The organism is Pantoea sp. ACRSB (assembly GCF_022346905.1).
Taxonomy (GTDB): domain Bacteria; phylum Pseudomonadota; class Gammaproteobacteria; order Enterobacterales; family Enterobacteriaceae; genus Pantoea; species Pantoea piersonii.
The window spans coordinates 68,049-83,912 of sequence record NZ_JAKRNL010000006.1; the positions used below are offsets into that span (position 1 = coordinate 68,049).

The window sequence follows — 15,864 nt, forward strand, 5'->3', positions numbered from 1 at the left end:
GGCGCAAAGATTGCGCCTATGATTGTAATAGGGTTGAATCCTCCCATTACTGACAGGGAAGCATAGCATGCAGCTTACATTTCTCGGTACGGGCGCCGGCGCGCCTGGCCTGCAACGCAACGTTACCTCCATCGCTTTTACCTGGTCGTCGCGCGGCGACACCTGGCTATTCGACTGCGGGGAAGGGACGCAGCTCCAGTACATGCGTTCTCCACTTAAGCCGAGCCGCATGACTAAAATTTTCATCACGCATCTCCACGGCGATCATATTTTCGGCCTGCCTGGGCTGCTGACCAGCCGCTCCATGGGCGGCATTATCGAGCCGCTGACCATTTACGGACCGGAAGGCATCAAACGCTTTGTTGAGACTGCGCTGTCGCTAAGCGGCTCCTACACCGACTATCCGCTGGAGATTATTGAGATCGAGGCGGGTCTGGTGCTTGACGACGGCGAGTTCCGCGTCAGCGCCTGGCCGCTGCTGCATCCAGTACCCTGTTTCGGCTACCGGATTGAACAGCACGATAAGCCGGGGTTTCTCGACGCCGCGCGTCTGAAAGAGGAGGGCGTGCCGCGTGGCCCCTGGTATCAGCAGCTGAAAGCGGGAGAGACCGTGACGCTGGAGGATGGCCGGGTAATTAACGGCGCGGACTATCTCGGCCCGGCGACCCGAGGCAAAACCCTGGCGATTTTCGGCGATACCGCGCCGACGCCAATGGCGCTGCAGCTGGCGGCCGATGTCGATCTGATGGTGCATGAAACCACGCTGGAGGCGGCCTTGCAGGAGAAGGCCAACGGACGCGGCCACTCCACGACGCTGCAGGCAGCGCAGGTAGCGAAAGAAGCGGGCGCAAAGCGCCTTATCGCCACGCATTTTAGTTCGCGCTATCTGCCGCGCGATATGCCGCGTTTGCTGGAAGAGTGCCGCTCGGTATTTCCGAATACCGAGCTGGCACATGATCTGGCGGTGTTTACGCTGTAAAACCTGACGGGCTTATTCCGGTACGATCTGCGTCACGCTGGTGTGGCCGGTTCCGGCAGGCACCAGCTTCTGGTGCAGCCAGGGCAGCAGATCGTTCATCTGCTGCGCCAGCTTCCACGGTGGGTTGACGACAATCATGCCCGATGCGGTCATGCCGCGCTGATCGCTGTCGGGACGAACCGCCAGCTCAATCTGCAGAATATTGCGGATGCCGGTCGCTTCGAGGTCGCGCAGCATATGCTTGATCTGCTGACGCAGCACTACCGGATACCAGAGCGCGAAAACGCCGGTAGCGAAGCGCTTGTGACCTTCATGGATCGCTTTCACCACCGCTTGATAGTCGCTTTTCAGCTCGTAAGGCGGATCGATCAGGATCAGGCCGCGGCGGGTCGGCGGCGGCAGTTTCGCCTTCAACTGCTGATAGCCGTCGGCGCGCTCTACGCGGGCGCGGCTGTCCTTCAGGAATTCACCGCGCAGCAGCGGGAAATCGCTGGGGTGCAGCTCAGTAAGCTGCAGTTTGTCCTCTGCACGCAGCAGATAGCGCGCGATAAGCGGCGAGCCGGGATAGTAGCGCAGCGTACCGCCGGGATTGAGATCGCGAATGGCGTTGAGGTAAGGCTTGAGCAGTTCCGGCGCGTCCGGCTGCTGCCAGATACGGGCGATACCTTCCAGATATTCGCCGGTCCGTTCGGCGTGCTCGCCGCTCAGCAGATAGCGGCCTGCGCCAGCATGGCTGTCGAGGTAGAGGAACGGCTTTTCTTTCTCTTTCAGCGCGCTGATGATCAGGCTCTGTACGGTGTGTTTCAGCACGTCGGCATGGTTGCCGGCGTGAAAACTGTGGCGATAGCTCAGCATAACAGTGGGGATTCCGCGGTTGGCGTAAAAAGGCGTACTGCAAGTAAGCGAGATTATACCTGCTGAAGGCGAAAAATGCTGGCCGATTCTCCGTTGCGCAGCTTCCCGAGTCGATTCTTCGCCGCTCAGCCTGGGTGGCATTGATTTTCGCTACACTTAGCCGCATGTTAGTACGATTGCGTTGCGCGCCCCGCGCGCCCCATACATTGAACAAGGACTGCGCTATGACCAATCCATTACTCCAGCCTTTTACGCTGCCGCCTTTCTCCGCCATTCAGCCTGAACATGTGGTGCCTGCCGTAACCGAGGCGCTGAACGAGTGCCGCGCGGCGGTGGAAAAAGTTGTGGCTCAGGGCGCGCCTTATACCTGGGAAAACCTGGTGCAGCCGCTGGCGGAAGTCGACGATCGTCTCGGCCGTATCTTTTCGCCGGTAAGCCATCTCAACTCGGTGAAAAACAGCCCGGAGCTGCGCCAGGCCTATGAACAGACGCTGCCGCTGCTCTCGGAGTACAGCACCTGGGTCGGTCAGCATGAAGGGCTGTACCAGGCCTATCGCAACCTGAAAGAGGGCGAGAACTTCGCTACGCTCGACGTGGCGCAGCAGAAAGCGGTAGATAACGCGCTGCGCGATTTCGAGCTATCCGGCATCGGCCTCGATAAAGAGAAGCAGCAGCGCTATGGCGAAATCGCCGCGCGCCTCTCCGAGCTGGGTTCGGCCTACAGCAACAACGTGCTGGACGCGACCATGGGCTGGAGCAAGCTGATCACCGACGAAAGCGAACTCTCCGGCATGCCGGAAAGCGCGCTGGCGGCGGCGAAAGCGCAGGCCGAAGCCAAAGAGCAGGAAGGCTGGCTGCTGACGCTGGATATTCCAAGCTATCTGCCGGTTATGACCTACTGCGACAACGCCGCGCTGCGCGAAGAGATGTATCGCGCCTATTCGACCCGCGCTTCCGATCAGGGCCCGAACGCCGGCAAATGGGATAACGGCCCGATTATGGCGGAAGAGCTGGCGCTGCGTCATGAGCTGGCACAGCTGCTGGGCTTCGACTCCTACGCCGATAAATCGCTGGCCACCAAAATGGCGGAAAACCCGGCGCAGGTGCTCGACTTCCTGAACGATCTGGCGAAACGCGCCCGTCCGCAGGCAGAAAAAGAGCTGGCGCAGCTGCGCGCGTTCGCCGAGAAAGAGTACGGCGTCAGCGAGCTGAATCCGTGGGATCTCACCTACTACGGCGAAAAGCAGAAGCAGCATCTCTACACCATCAGCGATGAACAGCTGCGTCCTTACTTCCCGGAAGCGCGCGCCGTCAACGGCCTGTTTGAGGTGGTGAAGCGCATCTACGGCATCACGGCTAAAGAGCGTACCGACGTGGACGTTTACCATCCCGACGTGCGTTTCTTCGACCTGTTTGATGAGAGCGGCGAGCTGCGCGGCAGCTTCTACCTCGATCTCTACGCGCGTGAGCATAAGCGCGGCGGGGCCTGGATGGATGACTGCGTCGGCCAGATGCGTAAAGCAGACGGCACGCTGCAAAAGCCGGTCGCCTATCTGACCTGCAACTTTAACCGTCCGGTGAATGGCAAGCCCGCGCTGTTTACCCATGATGAAGTGACCACGCTGTTCCATGAGTTCGGCCACGGTCTGCATCATATGCTGACGCGCATCGAAACTCCCGGCGTTTCCGGCATCAGCGGTGTGCCGTGGGATGCGGTTGAGCTGCCGAGCCAGTTTATGGAGAACTGGTGCTGGGAGCCGGATGCGCTGGCCTTTATCTCCGGTCACTATGAAACCGGCGAACCGCTGCCGAAAGAGCTGCTCGACAAGATGCTGGCGGCGAAGAACTACCAGGCGGCGCTGTTTATCCTGCGTCAGCTGGAGTTCGGCCTGTTCGACTTCCGCCTGCACGCCGAGTTCGATCCGGCGAAAGGCGCGCAGATCCTTGAGACCCTGCGCGAAGTGAAAAAGCTGGTGGCCGTGGTGCCGAGCCCGGAATGGGGCCGTTTCCCGCACGCTTTCAGCCATATCTTCGCTGGCGGCTATGCAGCGGGTTATTACAGCTATCTGTGGGCGGATGTGCTGGCGGCGGACGCCTATTCGCGTTTCGAAGAAGAGGGCATTTTCAACCGCCAGACCGGCCAGTCCTTCCTCGACAACATCCTGACGCGCGGCGGTTCGGAAGAGCCGATGGAGCTGTTCAAGCGCTTCCGTGGTCGTGAGCCGCAGCTGGATGCGATGCTGGAACATTACGGCATCAAGGGATAACGGTTGCAGTGAAGATCTGTTTGATTGATGAATCGGGCGCCGGTGACGGCGCCTTGTCGCATCTGGCACAGCGCTGGCAGCTTGAACATGACGAAGCCTGCGTGCTGGCGCTGGTGCAGACGCCGACCCACCTTGAGCTGCGCAAGCGCGATGAGCCGAAGCTGGGCGGCATCTTTGTTGACTTCGTTTCTGGCGCGATGGCGCACCGTCGTCGCTTCGGCGGCGGGCGCGGCGAGGCGGTGGCGAAGGCGGCTGGCGTTAAAGGCGATTATCTGCCGGACGTGGTAGACGCGACCGCCGGGTTAGGGCGTGACGCTTTCGTGCTGGCGGCTATCGGCTGCCGCGTGCGCATGCTGGAGCGCCATCCGGTGGTGGCGGCGCTGCTGGATGATGGGCTGCAGCGCGGCTACCGGGACGAAGAGATTGGCGGCTGGCTGCGCGACAGGCTGACGCTGATCCATGCGCCGAGCGCTCAGGCGCTTGGTGATATTACGCCTGCGCCGGACGTGGTTTATCTCGACCCGATGTATCCGCACCGGCAAAAGAGCGCGATGGTGAAAAAAGAGATGCGGGTGTTTCAGTCGCTGGTGGGGGCGGATGAAGACGCCGACGCGCTGCTGGAACCCGCGCGTCGTCTGGCGAAGAAGCGTATTGTGGTGAAACGTCCTGACTATGCGCCGCCGCTGGCAGGCGTTGCAACACAGTCGGCGGTAGTGACCAAAAGCCATCGTTTCGATATCTATCCGCCGCTCGGCCAGTAGCGGGACAGCAAGGCGGCAATTAGCGCCGTCTGTTACCTGAGTCAGCAGAGTGATGAGGAAGTTAACTGACCTGAAATAGCGCTCAGGCCAGACTGAAAAAAGCCGGTTCTCGCCGGCTTTTTTCTTTGCTGTTATTCGTCGTCCGCGTCGCGCAGCGGAACAATCAGCATATCGATATGCACTGTGTTGATCAGCTGGCGCGCCGACGACATCAGCTTGCTCCAGAAATCCTGATGATGGCCACACACCACCAAATCCACATCATATTTTTTAATCGCATCGACCAGCACCTGGCCGAGATCGCCGCTGCCGCTCAGGGTTTCGCTAATAGGATAACCTGCCGCATCCGACAGCCCGCGCAGCGCAGTGTGCGTCTCTTCCGAGATGCGCTTCTGCATATCGCCCAGATTAACGTCAATCAGGCCGGTATAGAGATCGGAATAGTTCACGTCGACGTGAATCAGCGAAATTTTGGCGTCATAGGGGCGTGCCAGCGAAACGGCTTTATCCACCAGTAGCTGGCTTTCGGGAGAAAGGTCTACCGCAATCAGGATATGTTTATAAGCCATGATATAACTCCTTTCACAAGATTCAGGATGGCGACCTCTCTTCCTCTCGCGTCATTGCCTGCGCAATCCTTTACGCGAACGGGCGATGCCTGTCACCAGATGTGTGCTGTCGGTGCTCCCGACAGATAGTTATTATGCCTTTAGTATAGCGGTGACGGATAACAAATGCTCCCGTACGCGCTTCGGTTGTGAATGAGATCAAGGCTTATCGCGTTTTTCGCTCGCGGCGAACGAAAATCATCGCTGGAAAAGAGTTAAAAATTTCTCCTACACTACAAATTAACGGTGGTACTCGTCTGGTGCCGACCGCGTATGTTTGCCAAAAAAAAGAGATCTGTTCAGGTCATTCAGTGGTCGGCTTTTTACCGTAGAGCATAAGGCGCAGCCGCGCTTAACCTGTCTCTGCGGCTCCAGTCGGGAGGGGAATATGATCAGCACTATCGCGCTTTTCTGGGCTCTTTGTGTGGTATGTATTGTGAATATGGCGCGCTACTTTTCGTCTTTGCGCGCGCTGCTGGCGGTGCTGCGAGGCTGTGATCCCTTACTCTATCAGTACGTCGACGGGGCCGGTTTCTTTACGTCTCACGGCCAGCCGAGCAAACAGGTGCGGCTGGTGCGTTATATCTGGGCAAAGCGCTATCTCGACCATCACGACGAGGAGTTTATTCGTCGCTGCGAGCGGGTGCGCGGTCAGTTTATCTTAACCAGCGCCTTATGTGGCTTAGTGATCCTCAGCCTGATTTGCCTGGCGATCTGGCATTAGAAATAAAAAAGGGCGACTTGCGTCGCCCTTAATACTGGAGCCTGTTACACCAGCTTCAGCGCCAGCCAGTAAAGACATCCCGACAGCAGAATACACACCGGCAGCGTAAAGACCCACGCCATGGCGATATTCTTGATGGTGCGGCTCTGCAGCCCGCCGCCGTCCACCAGCATGGTACCCGCCACCGACGATGACAGGATATGCGTGGTGGAAACCGGCATACCCGTGTAGCTGGCGATACCAATCGAGACCGCTGCGGTAACCTGCGCCGACATGCCCTGCGCGTAGGTCATGCCTTTTTTACCAATCTTCTCGCCAATTGTAGTGGCAACACGACGCCAGCCAATCATGGTGCCGATGCCAAGCGCCAGCGCGACCGCCATAATAATCCACACCGGCGCATACTCGATGGTGCCCAGCAGATCGGTTTTCAGCTTACCGAGGAAGCGCTGATCGTCGGCGCTGGTTTCCGGCAGCTTGGCCGCTTTATCGGCGGTGTCGGCGATGCACAGCAGCAGGCGACGCATCTGGCTGCGTTGCTCAACGGTAAGCTGCTCATAGCTCTGCAGATTGTTGTTCAGCAGGTTCTGCGCGTGCTGAACCGCCTGCAGCGCGCGGGCGCTGTCGCAGTGGAACTGCTGCGGGCCGGACGGCGTCTCTTCTGGCGTCGGCAGCGCAGGCGGTGCCATCTGAATGATGTGCGTCAGCGCTTCGCTGTGCTGCTGATAATACTGCTCAAGGTGATTGACCGCGTCGCGCGTACGCGTGATGTCGTAACCGCTGGCGTTCATATTGACCACGAAACCAGCTGGCGCGACGCCAATCAGCACCAGCATAATCAGGCCGATGCCTTTCTGGCCGTCGTTAGCGCCATGCGAATAGCTGACGCCAATCGCCGAGACAATCAGAGCGATACGCGTCCAGAACGGCGGTTTTTTCTTACCGTCGATCTTCTCGCGGTCAGCGGGCGTCATATGGATGCGCGCACGCTTTTTAGTGCTGCTCCAGTAGCGACGCAGCAGGAAAATCAGGCTGCCTGCGATGATCAGACCAACAATCGGCGACAGAATCAACGACAGGAAGATATTGATTACTTTAGGGATATTCAGCGCGTCGATCACCGAGGTGCCGGTCATCAGCGCGTTGGTGAGGCCAATGCCAATAATCGCGCCAATCAGCGTATGCGAACTGGAGGCTGGCAGACCGAGATACCAGGTGCCAAGGTTCCAGATAATCGCAGCCAGCAGCATGGAAAAGACCATCGCCAGGCCATGCGCAGAGCCAACGTTCAATAACAGATCGGTAGGAAGCATATGCACGATAGCGTAAGCAACGCTTAAGCCACCAAGCAGAACGCCAAGGAAGTTAAATACGCCCGCCATCACCACAGCAAGCTGCGCGCGCATCGCGCGGGTATAGATAACCGTCGCCACTGCGTTGGCCGTGTCGTGAAAGCCGTTGATTGCTTCATAAAACAATACAAACAGCAGGGCAAGAACCAATAACAGGCCGGTACTGAGGTCAAGACCAGCGAACAAATGTAGCATAAACATTACGCCATTTTTGAGTACATGAGCGCGGCGCATTATCTGCGACAATGCAGGGTATGGGAAAGCAAAATATAGCCTTGTTTTGACTTAGGAATGTCTTAAAAGAGTCGGTTTACCCTAAAAGTGTCTTAAAATTAGGCATTTACAATATGACATAATTACGACAACTTTTTGACGCTGGCGTCATGCAGAGCAGACCTCTACAATCAGCGCCTCTTAAGACAGGCAGGGCGAATGCAGTGGAAAAGTTTGACGTTATTATTATCGGCGCCGGTGCGGCGGGACTGTTTTGCGCGGCGCAGGCCGGGCAGCGAGGCCGACGCGTGCTGCTGCTGGATAACGGCAAGAAGCCTGGCCGCAAGATTCTGATGTCAGGCGGCGGTCGCTGCAACTTCACCAATATGTACACCGATCCCGCTGCCTATCTCTCGCATAATCCGCACTTCTGTAAATCGGCGCTGGCGCGCTATACCCAGTGGGATTTTATCGATCTGGTTAACCGCCACCATATTGCGTACCACGAAAAGACGCTGGGCCAGCTCTTTTGCGACGACTCGGCGGCGCAGATTGTCGATATGCTGATGGCGGAGTGCGAAAAGGGTCAGGTCACGCTGCGCCTGCGCAGCGAGGTGTTAAGCGTCGCGCGTGAAGAGGCGGGCTATACGCTACAGCTTAACGGCGCGACGGTTCAGGCGGAGAAGCTGGTGATCGCCAGCGGCGGATTATCCATGCCGGGCCTCGGCGCATCGCCTTTCGGTTATAAGATTGCCGAACAGTTCGGCCTGAAGGTCTACCCGACACGCGCCGCGCTGGTGCCTTTTACCCTGCACAAGCCGCTGCTTGAGCGGCTACAAACCCTTTCCGGCGTCGCGCTCGATACCACAATCGAAGCGCAGGACGGCACGCTCTTTAAAGAGGCGATGCTGTTTACCCATCGCGGTCTTTCCGGCCCGGCGGTTCTGCAAATTTCCAGCTACTGGCAGCCGGGCGAGCACATTACTGTTAACCTGTCGCCCGCCACCTCGCTCGATGACTTCATCAACGCGCAGCGCGAGGCGCATCCGAACCTGAGCCTGAAAAACAGCCTGGCGAAGCTGTTGCCGAAACGTCTGGTAGAGGTGCTGCAGGAGATGAAGCAGGTGCCGGACGTAACGCTGAAGCAGCTCAACAGCAAACAGCAGGCCGAGCTGGCGCAGACGTTACATCAGTGGCGCGTACAGCCCAACGGCACCGAAGGCTACCGCACCGCGGAGGTGACGATGGGCGGCGTCGATACCACGCAGCTCTCGTCGAAGACCATGGAGGCGCGGGATGTGCCGGGGCTCTATTTTATCGGTGAAGTGGTGGACGTCACCGGCTGGCTGGGCGGCTATAACTTTCAGTGGGCGTGGAGCTCAGCCTGGGCGTGCGCGCAGGCGCTGTAATGGCTTTATTCGGCGTCATTCCTCCCTTTCTGGCTCTGCCGCAGCCGGTGTGACGCCGCGCTGAAAAGGCCAGCCGCCGATAAATCCTCTCGCCGCCATAGCGCGGCTTCTCTTCGTTCCGCTGCCCTGTCGCTTCGCTAATCCTCTGAGCCGCCCTACTTTTAGACTAATCCACCTGGCGCGTTTGCCGCCTGGATTTCATACTTCTGATTTACACAGAGGAGTTCCGCCCCCAATGCTCACCTTTATGCGTTCCCTGTTTTCCAGCCCCGAAAGCTTTATCAGAGGCATGTCGCGTCAGGATTTAAATGATTCCATCGCCGATGGCGAGCGCATCATTATCGACGAAGACGGCAACGCTTCGGTAAACGTGCTGAGTGAGGAAGTGCATGAGGATTTCGCCCGCCACATCGAAACGCTAAAAGGAGTTTAAGATGGGTACGGCGATATTCATGGTGCTGATGGTATGCGGCTACTGGTACACCAGCCGCGATCTCTCCAGCCGTTTTAAAATCCGTCGCAGCTTCGGTTGGGATGTCTATTTTCTGGTAGCGCTCTACGGCTGTATCTTCGTCCTGCAGGGGATGCTGGCGACGGCCATCATCTGGCTGCTGCTGCTGATTATCTCCAGTACCGCCAACGCCTTGCATCTGATACCCGGCGAGCATCTGCGCTGGCAGATGGAGTTTATGAACTGGAGCTTTCTCGGCATTCAGGCGCCGGTCGTGGTGATGCTCGCCTTTGCAGTGCTGTTCTGTATGTACCGGTCAAACTGGTCAGCGAGCGCGCGTCTTAACAGCAGCGGTCGTAAAGATCTCTATCAGCAGCTCTCTAAATCCAACGGCGTCGAACAGCTGCTCTACCAGTGTATGCAGGAGGGCGAGCTGGCGTGGATTACGCTAAAGTCGCGCCGCATCTATATCGGCATGGTGCACGCTGCCACCTTTGAGTATGAAAATACCGCGAATATCGTGCTTATCCCCATGCTCAGCGGCTACCGCGACAGTAAAACGCTCAGCATGTCGATCGAGCATAACTACAGCCGCTGGTATGCCGAACACGGCATTACACTGACCTCAGAACCAAAAAACGCGATGGCGTTTCGTAAAGTGCTGATGGTGGATCAGATCGAGAGTCTGTCACTGTTCGATCCGGCCAGCGCCAGTTCGCTGGCCATGACTCACCACGACGGCGTGCCGATGGAAGTCCACGGCTCCTTTACTCCACATTCTCCGCCGTAAACAGCCGTAAGGCGACTTTGCCGTCCTGATAGGTATCGGGCTGGTAGCCGCTCTCCAGGTGACGCAGCAGCAGTTCGATAGCCAGACGCGCGTGCTGCTGCGCATTCTGATCCAGCGCAAAGGCCAGCTCGTCATTGCGCAACAGCTTTCGCGTAACCGAATAAAGCTCATGGGTAATATAGCCGCAGCGGCCCAGAAGATGATGGGCGCGCAGCGTTTCGCTTATGTCGCTGTTGCCCATACCGGTGTTATAGAGGCCTGCAACGTGCTGTGACTGCGCCAGGCTGCTCTCCAGCAGGGTGCGGATCGTGTCGCGCTGATCGAGTCCAAACAGCACTTCGCGCAGGTGGCGCTGCGGCGCGCGCTGCATCATGACCTCGCGAAAGCCTGCGATACGCTGACGATGCGCCCAGTAATCGAAGCGACCACTCACCATGACAATATCGCCCGGTTGATGCACCATCTTGCTCATCAACAAACCGGCAGTGCGGCCCGCCTGATACTGATCGATGCCGACATGGCAAAGGCGATCCGCATCCGGCAGGTCGGTGACGATGGTGATGACCGGCACGCCGCGTTTGCGACAGAGCGCCAGCGCGCGGTAGATGGGCGGATAGTCGTGGCCAAAAACGATGATGCCGTCACGCGTGGCGCTGCGCGCGATAATGCTTTGCGCCAGCTTTTCCGGCTGCGACTCTGCAGCCAGCGTTTTATGCAGCGTAATGCGCCGATAGCCCAGTTCGCCCGCCACCTCGCTAAAGTAGCGCACCAGCTGCTGAAAAAACGAGGAGCCGTTATTGCTGAGAAACACTTCTATTTGCCAGGGATGGCGATACTCTTCCGGCAGCAGCCGCTTCAGGCCGAGTTCGCGCGCGGCTTTTAATACTTTGCGCGTCGTCTCCGGCGAGACGCCGCCGCGTTCGTTTAATACCCGATCGACAGTTGCGATACCGACGCCCGCAATTTTTGCCACCATCTCAAGGGTGAGCTTTTTCATTCTTGCTCCACACATGACTCTTTTTGTCATGCCGTTACCACTACTCGCCTGCTGGCGTACTGCCTGCAAATGAATAATAAATTTCTGAACTATCTGGCGCTATTCTATTCAGCGCGCTGACCCTTACGCCAGCCTATTTTGATGACATTTCATGTCGCTGAAAAAATGCGCGCCTGAAGCAGTCAAAAAACAGGCAAGAAAGCGCGTATTAATAACTTATCGAAACTTTCTGCTGTCTTAAAAATGAGGGTTAGTGAATAACACTGTAAACTCTGATGTGATTAACTTGCTGAATTATAAAAAATATTCAGTTAATTGATGGATTTTCATCAACGCTTCGCTTTCCGAAAATAGGTTAAAAATTTATTATTATTTTGTTGTTAATAAAAGGATTGTAATTTCAGGCTATCAACAACTCACCTCTGAACAGCACGATTTCTTCGTCGGTTAACGTAAGCGTTTAACGTGAAGTTTAATAAAAATTATTATTCTGTCGCCAGAGGGGATATTTCTGCGCGCAGTTAAAGGCCATGCTCTGAATAATTACAGTCAGCTGCGCCTTCGCATCATCAAATAAAATTAAGCATTTAATGTGATTAATTCGTTAGCAGGGAAAATATGAAACGCAGAGAGTTTCTCACCTCCGTGGCTGCCCTGGGCGTGGCGTCGTCGCTGCCCATCGCAAAAGCTGAAACCGTCCAGGGTGGTCAACCCTGGGAACCCGGCAAAATCAACACGCCGTCTCTGCCGCGCAAAGGCGGCCTGCAATATCTGACACCGCACGAGTTCGACACTGTTGGCGCAATCGCCGAACGCTTTATTCCTGCTGACGATCTGAGCATCAGCGGCAAAGAGGCGGGCTGCGCGACCTTTATCGATCGCCAGCTGGCGGGCGATTACGGCAATGCGGTAGCGATCTATCGTCTGGGCCGCTTTGTAAAAGGCACGCCGGAGCAGGGGCCGCAGTCTCCGCTGACGCCCGCGCAGCGCTATCGCCAGGGGCTTGCCGCGCTTGACGCCTGGACACAAAAAACCTTCCACAAAGATTTTGTCGCGCTGAGCGGCGAACAGCAGGACGATCTGCTGCGCCATATGGAGGCGAACCAGCTCGACCTCGGGCCGGAAGTCGAGACCAAAGTCTTCTTCGAGCTGCTGCTGCAGAACGTGCGTGAAGGCTTTTTGTCCGATCCCATCTACGGCGGCAACAAAGATATGGCGAGCTGGAAAATGATCGGTTTTCCCGGCGCGCGCTATGACTTCCGCGACCTGATTGGCAAGAAAGGGAAGAAGCTCAACATCATCCCGACCAGCCTGATTGATAACACCCTTTAAATCTTCAGTCTGACTGAGCTGTGAGTAACATATGCAAAATATTCGTCCAAAAGCTGACGCTGTAATCGTCGGCCTGGGTTGGTGCGGCTCGTTGATTGCCGAAGAGCTGACCCGCGCCGGCCTGAACGTGGTTGCCATCGAACGCGGCCCCTGGTTTGAAACCGCCACTGATTTTCCGCCCTCTATCGACACCGATGAGCTGCGCTGGGATACCCGCCGCAGCATGCTGCTGCCCCCCGCGGTAGAAACCACTACTTTCCGTAATAATCGTACGGAAACCGCGCTGCCGACGCGCGAATGGAACCTGAACGAGCTGGGCTATAACGTCGGCGGCTCCGGCACCCACTGGGCCGGTATGGCCTGGCGCTTTACGCCGTGGGATTTCCAGCCTTACACCCAGACAGTTGAGCGCTACGGCAAACAGCAGATCGCCAAAGGGCTGATTCTGCAGGACTGGGGCGTGACCTACGACGAACTGGAGCCTTTTTACGATCGTTTCGAGAAGATCGCTGGCGTTTCCGGTAAAGCGGGCAAGCTTAACGGCGAGATCATTCCCGACGGCAACCCCTTCGAAGGCAACCGCAGCAGCGAATATCCACTGCCGCCGCTGGAGAGCACGCGCCTGACCGATCTGTTCCGCGACGCGGCGAAATCCCTCGGCCAGCATCCCTTTATGGTGCCCGCCGGACAGACCTCGCGCGCCTACGTTAACCCGCTCGGCGTCCATATGGGGCCTTGCACCTACTGCGGCTACTGCCTCTATTACGGCTGCGGCAACTTCTCCAAATCCAGCCCGAACGCCTGCGTGATCCCGGCGCTGATGCAGCGTGAAAACTTTACCGTACTGACCGATTCCGCCGTCGTGCGCGTTAATAAATCGGAAGATGGCAAAACCGCCACCGGCGTAACTTATATCGACAAGAACAAAAAAGAGTGGGTGCAGCCAGCCGATATCGTCATTCTGTCGGCATTCCAGATGCAGAACGTGCGCCTGCTGCTGCTGTCGAAAATCGGCCAGCCTTACGATCCGGAAACCAAAACCGGTACGGTCGGCCGCGCTTACAGCTTCCAGACCGTCTCTGGCGCCAGCCTGTTCTTCGAAGATGAATACCTTAACCAGTTTATCGGCGCAGGCGCGCTGTCGCAGCAGGTTGACGACTGGAACGGCGATAACTTCGATCACAGCGGCAAAGGTTTTATCGGCGGCGCCGGCATCCTGGTGGTAGCGCGCGGCGCACGTCCTATCGGCAACGCCGACGCGCTTCTGCCAGGCACGCCGCGCTGGGGCAAAGAGTGGAAAAAGGCCTACACGCACGCTTTCCAGAACGCGACCTTTATCTTCGGTCAGGGCACCAGCTTCTCACACGAGGATTACTACCTCGATCTCGACCCGGAATATAAAGATGACAACGGCAACCCGCTGCTGCGCGTCACCTTTGACTACAACGAAAACGATCGCCGTTCAGCGAAGTTTATCGAAGAGAAGAGCGTAGAGATCGGCAAGGCGATGGGCGCGAAAACTGTCATCGGCACCAATTCGGCGTCGGGCAAATATTCGCCCTATAACTTCGCCAGCGACCATACCATCGGCGGCGCGGTGATGGGCACCGATCCGAAAACCAGCGTACTCAACCGCTATCAGCAGAGCTGGGATATGCACAACCTGTTTGTGCTTGGCGCCTCCTCGTTCCCGAACAACGCAGGCTACAACCCAACCGGTACTATCGGCGCGCTGAGCCTCTGGACGGCGAAGGCGATCGTTGAACAGTACCTGAAAAACCCCGGCCCACTGGTGAAGGTGTGATATGAAAAAAACAACCCTTGCAGGCGGCGCGGTGGTGATCGCAGGCATTATTGCGGCGGGCCTGCTGTGGCAAAACGGCGATACCTCGGCCGATGAAGTAGCGAATAATCAGACGCTGACCAGCCAGCCGCCAGCGGCAGCGGATGCTGCCGCGGTAGCGCGCGGCCGATACGTGGCGATCGCCGGCGACTGCGTGGCGTGCCATACCGCGCCGGGCAGCAAAGAGGCTTTTTCCGGCGGCTACTCTATCAGCACGCCGTTTGGCGGCATTTTCGCCAGCAATATTACGCCGGATAAAGAGACAGGCATCGGCAACTGGACCGAGCGTGACTTCTACCGCGCAGTGCGTCACGGCAGAGGCAAAGAGGGCGAACACCTCTACCCGGCGATGCCGTATAACGCCTACGTAAAAGTCAGCGACCAGGATATGCACGACCTGTGGATGTATATGCGCTCGGTAAAACCGGTGCACTACAAGGTGCCGGAAACCAACCTGGGCTTCCCGTACAATATCCGACTGGCGATGATGGGCTGGAATCTGCTCTTCTTCCGCAACAGCGGCTTTGAAACCGATCCGGGCAAATCCGCCGAGTTCAACCGCGGCGCCTATCTGGTAGAGGGACTGGAGCACTGCGGCGCCTGCCATACGCCGAAAAACCTGCTCGGTGGCGATACTGACGCCTATTTGCAGGGCAGCAACCTCAGCGAGTGGCACGCGCCGGATCTGACCTCAAACCGCTATGTCGGCGTCGGCAACTGGAGCGAAGAGCAGATCGTGGATTACCTGAAGCTGGGCAGCAACCACGTTGCGGTCGCGTCCGGCCCGATGGCAGAAGCGGTCACCAACTCGACGCAGTATCTTAGCGATGGCGATCTGCGCGCGATAGCGACTTACCTGAAGGCGCAGCCCGCCTCTGCGACCCAGCCGCCGCAGCCGCAGAACCCTGACAGCGCGCTGATGAAGACGGGTGCGAATGTTTACAGCGCCAACTGTAGCGCCTGTCATAACAGCGACGGCAAGGGCATCCCGAACCTGGCTGCCAGCCTGGCAAACAACCCCGGACTGCTGGGGGACGACGCCTCGTCCATCATCACGACGGTGTTGCAGGGCGGACGCGGCGCGGTGACGCAGGGCAATCCGACCAGCGGCGCGATGCCGAGTTTCGCCTGGAAGCTGACTGATGAGCAGGTCGCTGCGGTATCGACCTATATCCGCAACAGCTGGGGCAACGCCGCGACGCCGGTGAAGGCTGAGGAAGTAGCAGGCAAGCGCAGGCTGCTGAAGCTGCCAGACCAGATGGCGGCGCACTAAAAACAGAGGC

At 57.7% G+C, this 15,864-nt stretch carries 14 protein-coding genes; 10 read left to right on the top strand and 4 right to left on the bottom strand.

The genetic code is table 11. From position 1 onward, the window contains the following. Nucleotides 1-67 precede the first annotated feature (67 nt). A complete protein-coding gene (gene rnz / locus MHZ89_RS17170; protein WP_311784015.1) occupies nt 68-979 on the top strand; it encodes a ribonuclease Z in 912 nt (303 codons plus the stop codon). 12 nt (nt 980-991) lie between these two features. Here rnz and MHZ89_RS17175 read toward each other — a convergent pair whose 3' ends face one another. Further along, on the bottom strand, nt 992-1,834 hold the full coding sequence (locus MHZ89_RS17175; RefSeq protein ID WP_126689838.1) for a 23S rRNA (adenine(2030)-N(6))-methyltransferase RlmJ: 843 nt from the start codon (nt 1,832-1,834) through the stop codon (nt 992-994). A 224-nt stretch (nt 1,835-2,058) separates the two neighbouring features. On the opposite strand from MHZ89_RS17175, the gene prlC reads away from it, so the two are divergent. After that, nucleotides 2,059-4,101: an oligopeptidase A gene (gene prlC, locus MHZ89_RS17180; RefSeq protein ID WP_311784016.1), complete on the top strand. Its 2,043-nt coding sequence runs from the start codon at nt 2,059-2,061 to the stop codon at nt 4,099-4,101. An 8-nt stretch (nt 4,102-4,109) separates the two neighbouring features. Further along, nucleotides 4,110-4,862 (top strand): 16S rRNA (guanine(1516)-N(2))-methyltransferase RsmJ, encoded by a 753-nt coding sequence (gene rsmJ / locus MHZ89_RS17185; protein ID WP_311784017.1) that lies wholly within the window; start codon nt 4,110-4,112, stop codon nt 4,860-4,862. Between the two features lie 131 nt (nt 4,863-4,993). Here rsmJ and uspA read toward each other — a convergent pair whose 3' ends face one another. Further along, on the bottom strand, nt 4,994-5,431 hold the full coding sequence (gene uspA, locus MHZ89_RS17190; protein ID WP_081136391.1) for a universal stress protein UspA: 438 nt from the start codon (nt 5,429-5,431) through the stop codon (nt 4,994-4,996). A 427-nt stretch (nt 5,432-5,858) separates the two neighbouring features. On the opposite strand from uspA, the gene uspB reads away from it, so the two are divergent. Continuing rightward, nucleotides 5,859-6,194 carry a universal stress protein UspB gene (gene uspB / locus MHZ89_RS17195; RefSeq protein ID WP_033753315.1) on the top strand — a complete coding sequence of 112 codons (336 nt, stop codon included), beginning with the start codon at nt 5,859-5,861 and terminating at the stop codon, nt 6,192-6,194. Nucleotides 6,195-6,238: 44 nt separating this feature from the next. Here the strand turns inward: uspB and pitA are convergent, their stop codons facing one another. Beyond that, nucleotides 6,239-7,741, bottom strand: a complete 1,503-nt coding sequence (gene pitA, locus MHZ89_RS17200; protein WP_120457377.1) for an inorganic phosphate transporter PitA — start codon at nt 7,739-7,741, stop codon at nt 6,239-6,241. Nucleotides 7,742-7,983: 242 nt separating this feature from the next. Here pitA and MHZ89_RS17205 point away from each other — a divergent pair, with 242 nt between their 5' ends. From MHZ89_RS17205 to MHZ89_RS17215, 3 genes are all read left to right on the top strand, one after another. Then, complete coding sequence (locus MHZ89_RS17205; RefSeq protein WP_311784018.1) at nt 7,984-9,168, top strand: NAD(P)/FAD-dependent oxidoreductase; 1,185 nt, start codon at nt 7,984-7,986, stop codon at nt 9,166-9,168. A gap of 235 nt (nt 9,169-9,403) precedes the next feature. Continuing rightward, nucleotides 9,404-9,601, top strand: a complete 198-nt coding sequence (locus tag MHZ89_RS17210) for a hypothetical protein (RefSeq protein WP_120457126.1) — start codon at nt 9,404-9,406, stop codon at nt 9,599-9,601. Nucleotide 9,602: 1 nt separating this feature from the next. Further along, complete coding sequence (locus MHZ89_RS17215; protein ID WP_311784019.1) at nt 9,603-10,409, top strand: hypothetical protein; 807 nt, start codon at nt 9,603-9,605, stop codon at nt 10,407-10,409. Here the strand turns inward: MHZ89_RS17215 and MHZ89_RS17220 are convergent. After that, nucleotides 10,387-11,406 (bottom strand): LacI family DNA-binding transcriptional regulator, encoded by a 1,020-nt coding sequence (locus tag MHZ89_RS17220; RefSeq protein ID WP_311784020.1) that lies wholly within the window; start codon nt 11,404-11,406, stop codon nt 10,387-10,389. The two genes, MHZ89_RS17215 and MHZ89_RS17220, sit on opposite strands and share 23 nt — an antisense overlap. 618 nt (nt 11,407-12,024) lie before the next feature. Between MHZ89_RS17220 and MHZ89_RS17225 the strand changes: the two genes are divergently transcribed. The 3 genes from MHZ89_RS17225 to MHZ89_RS17235 are packed head-to-tail and all read left to right on the top strand — an operon-like array spanning nt 12,025 to nt 15,854. Further along, complete coding sequence (locus MHZ89_RS17225) at nt 12,025-12,738, top strand: gluconate 2-dehydrogenase subunit 3 family protein (RefSeq protein WP_311784021.1); 714 nt, start codon at nt 12,025-12,027, stop codon at nt 12,736-12,738. A 31-nt stretch (nt 12,739-12,769) separates the two neighbouring features. Continuing rightward, on the top strand, nt 12,770-14,542 hold the full coding sequence (locus MHZ89_RS17230; RefSeq protein ID WP_311784022.1) for a GMC family oxidoreductase: 1,773 nt from the start codon (nt 12,770-12,772) through the stop codon (nt 14,540-14,542). Nucleotide 14,543: 1 nt separating this feature from the next. Further along, a complete protein-coding gene (locus MHZ89_RS17235; RefSeq protein WP_311784023.1) occupies nt 14,544-15,854 on the top strand; it encodes a c-type cytochrome in 1,311 nt (436 codons plus the stop codon). The last annotated feature ends 10 nt before the right edge of the window (nt 15,855-15,864 follow it).

Coding starts and splice junctions, on each gene's coding strand:
- rnz (WP_311784015.1), top strand. CDS start 68: ATGCAGCTTACATTTCTCGGTACGGGCGCCGGCGCGCCTGGCCTGCAA.
- MHZ89_RS17175 (WP_126689838.1), bottom strand. CDS start 1,834: ATGCTGAGCTATCGCCACAGTTTTCACGCCGGCAACCATGCCGACGTG.
- prlC (WP_311784016.1), top strand. CDS start 2,059: ATGACCAATCCATTACTCCAGCCTTTTACGCTGCCGCCTTTCTCCGCC.
- uspA (WP_081136391.1), bottom strand. CDS start 5,431: ATGGCTTATAAACATATCCTGATTGCGGTAGACCTTTCTCCCGAAAGC.
- uspB (WP_033753315.1), top strand. CDS start 5,859: ATGATCAGCACTATCGCGCTTTTCTGGGCTCTTTGTGTGGTATGTATT.
- pitA (WP_120457377.1), bottom strand. CDS start 7,741: ATGCTACATTTGTTCGCTGGTCTTGACCTCAGTACCGGCCTGTTATTG.
- MHZ89_RS17210 (WP_120457126.1), top strand. CDS start 9,404: ATGCTCACCTTTATGCGTTCCCTGTTTTCCAGCCCCGAAAGCTTTATC.
- MHZ89_RS17215 (WP_311784019.1), top strand. CDS start 9,603: ATGGGTACGGCGATATTCATGGTGCTGATGGTATGCGGCTACTGGTAC.
- MHZ89_RS17220 (WP_311784020.1), bottom strand. CDS start 11,406: ATGAAAAAGCTCACCCTTGAGATGGTGGCAAAAATTGCGGGCGTCGGT.
- MHZ89_RS17225 (WP_311784021.1), top strand. CDS start 12,025: ATGAAACGCAGAGAGTTTCTCACCTCCGTGGCTGCCCTGGGCGTGGCG.
- MHZ89_RS17230 (WP_311784022.1), top strand. CDS start 12,770: ATGCAAAATATTCGTCCAAAAGCTGACGCTGTAATCGTCGGCCTGGGT.
- MHZ89_RS17235 (WP_311784023.1), top strand. CDS start 14,544: ATGAAAAAAACAACCCTTGCAGGCGGCGCGGTGGTGATCGCAGGCATT.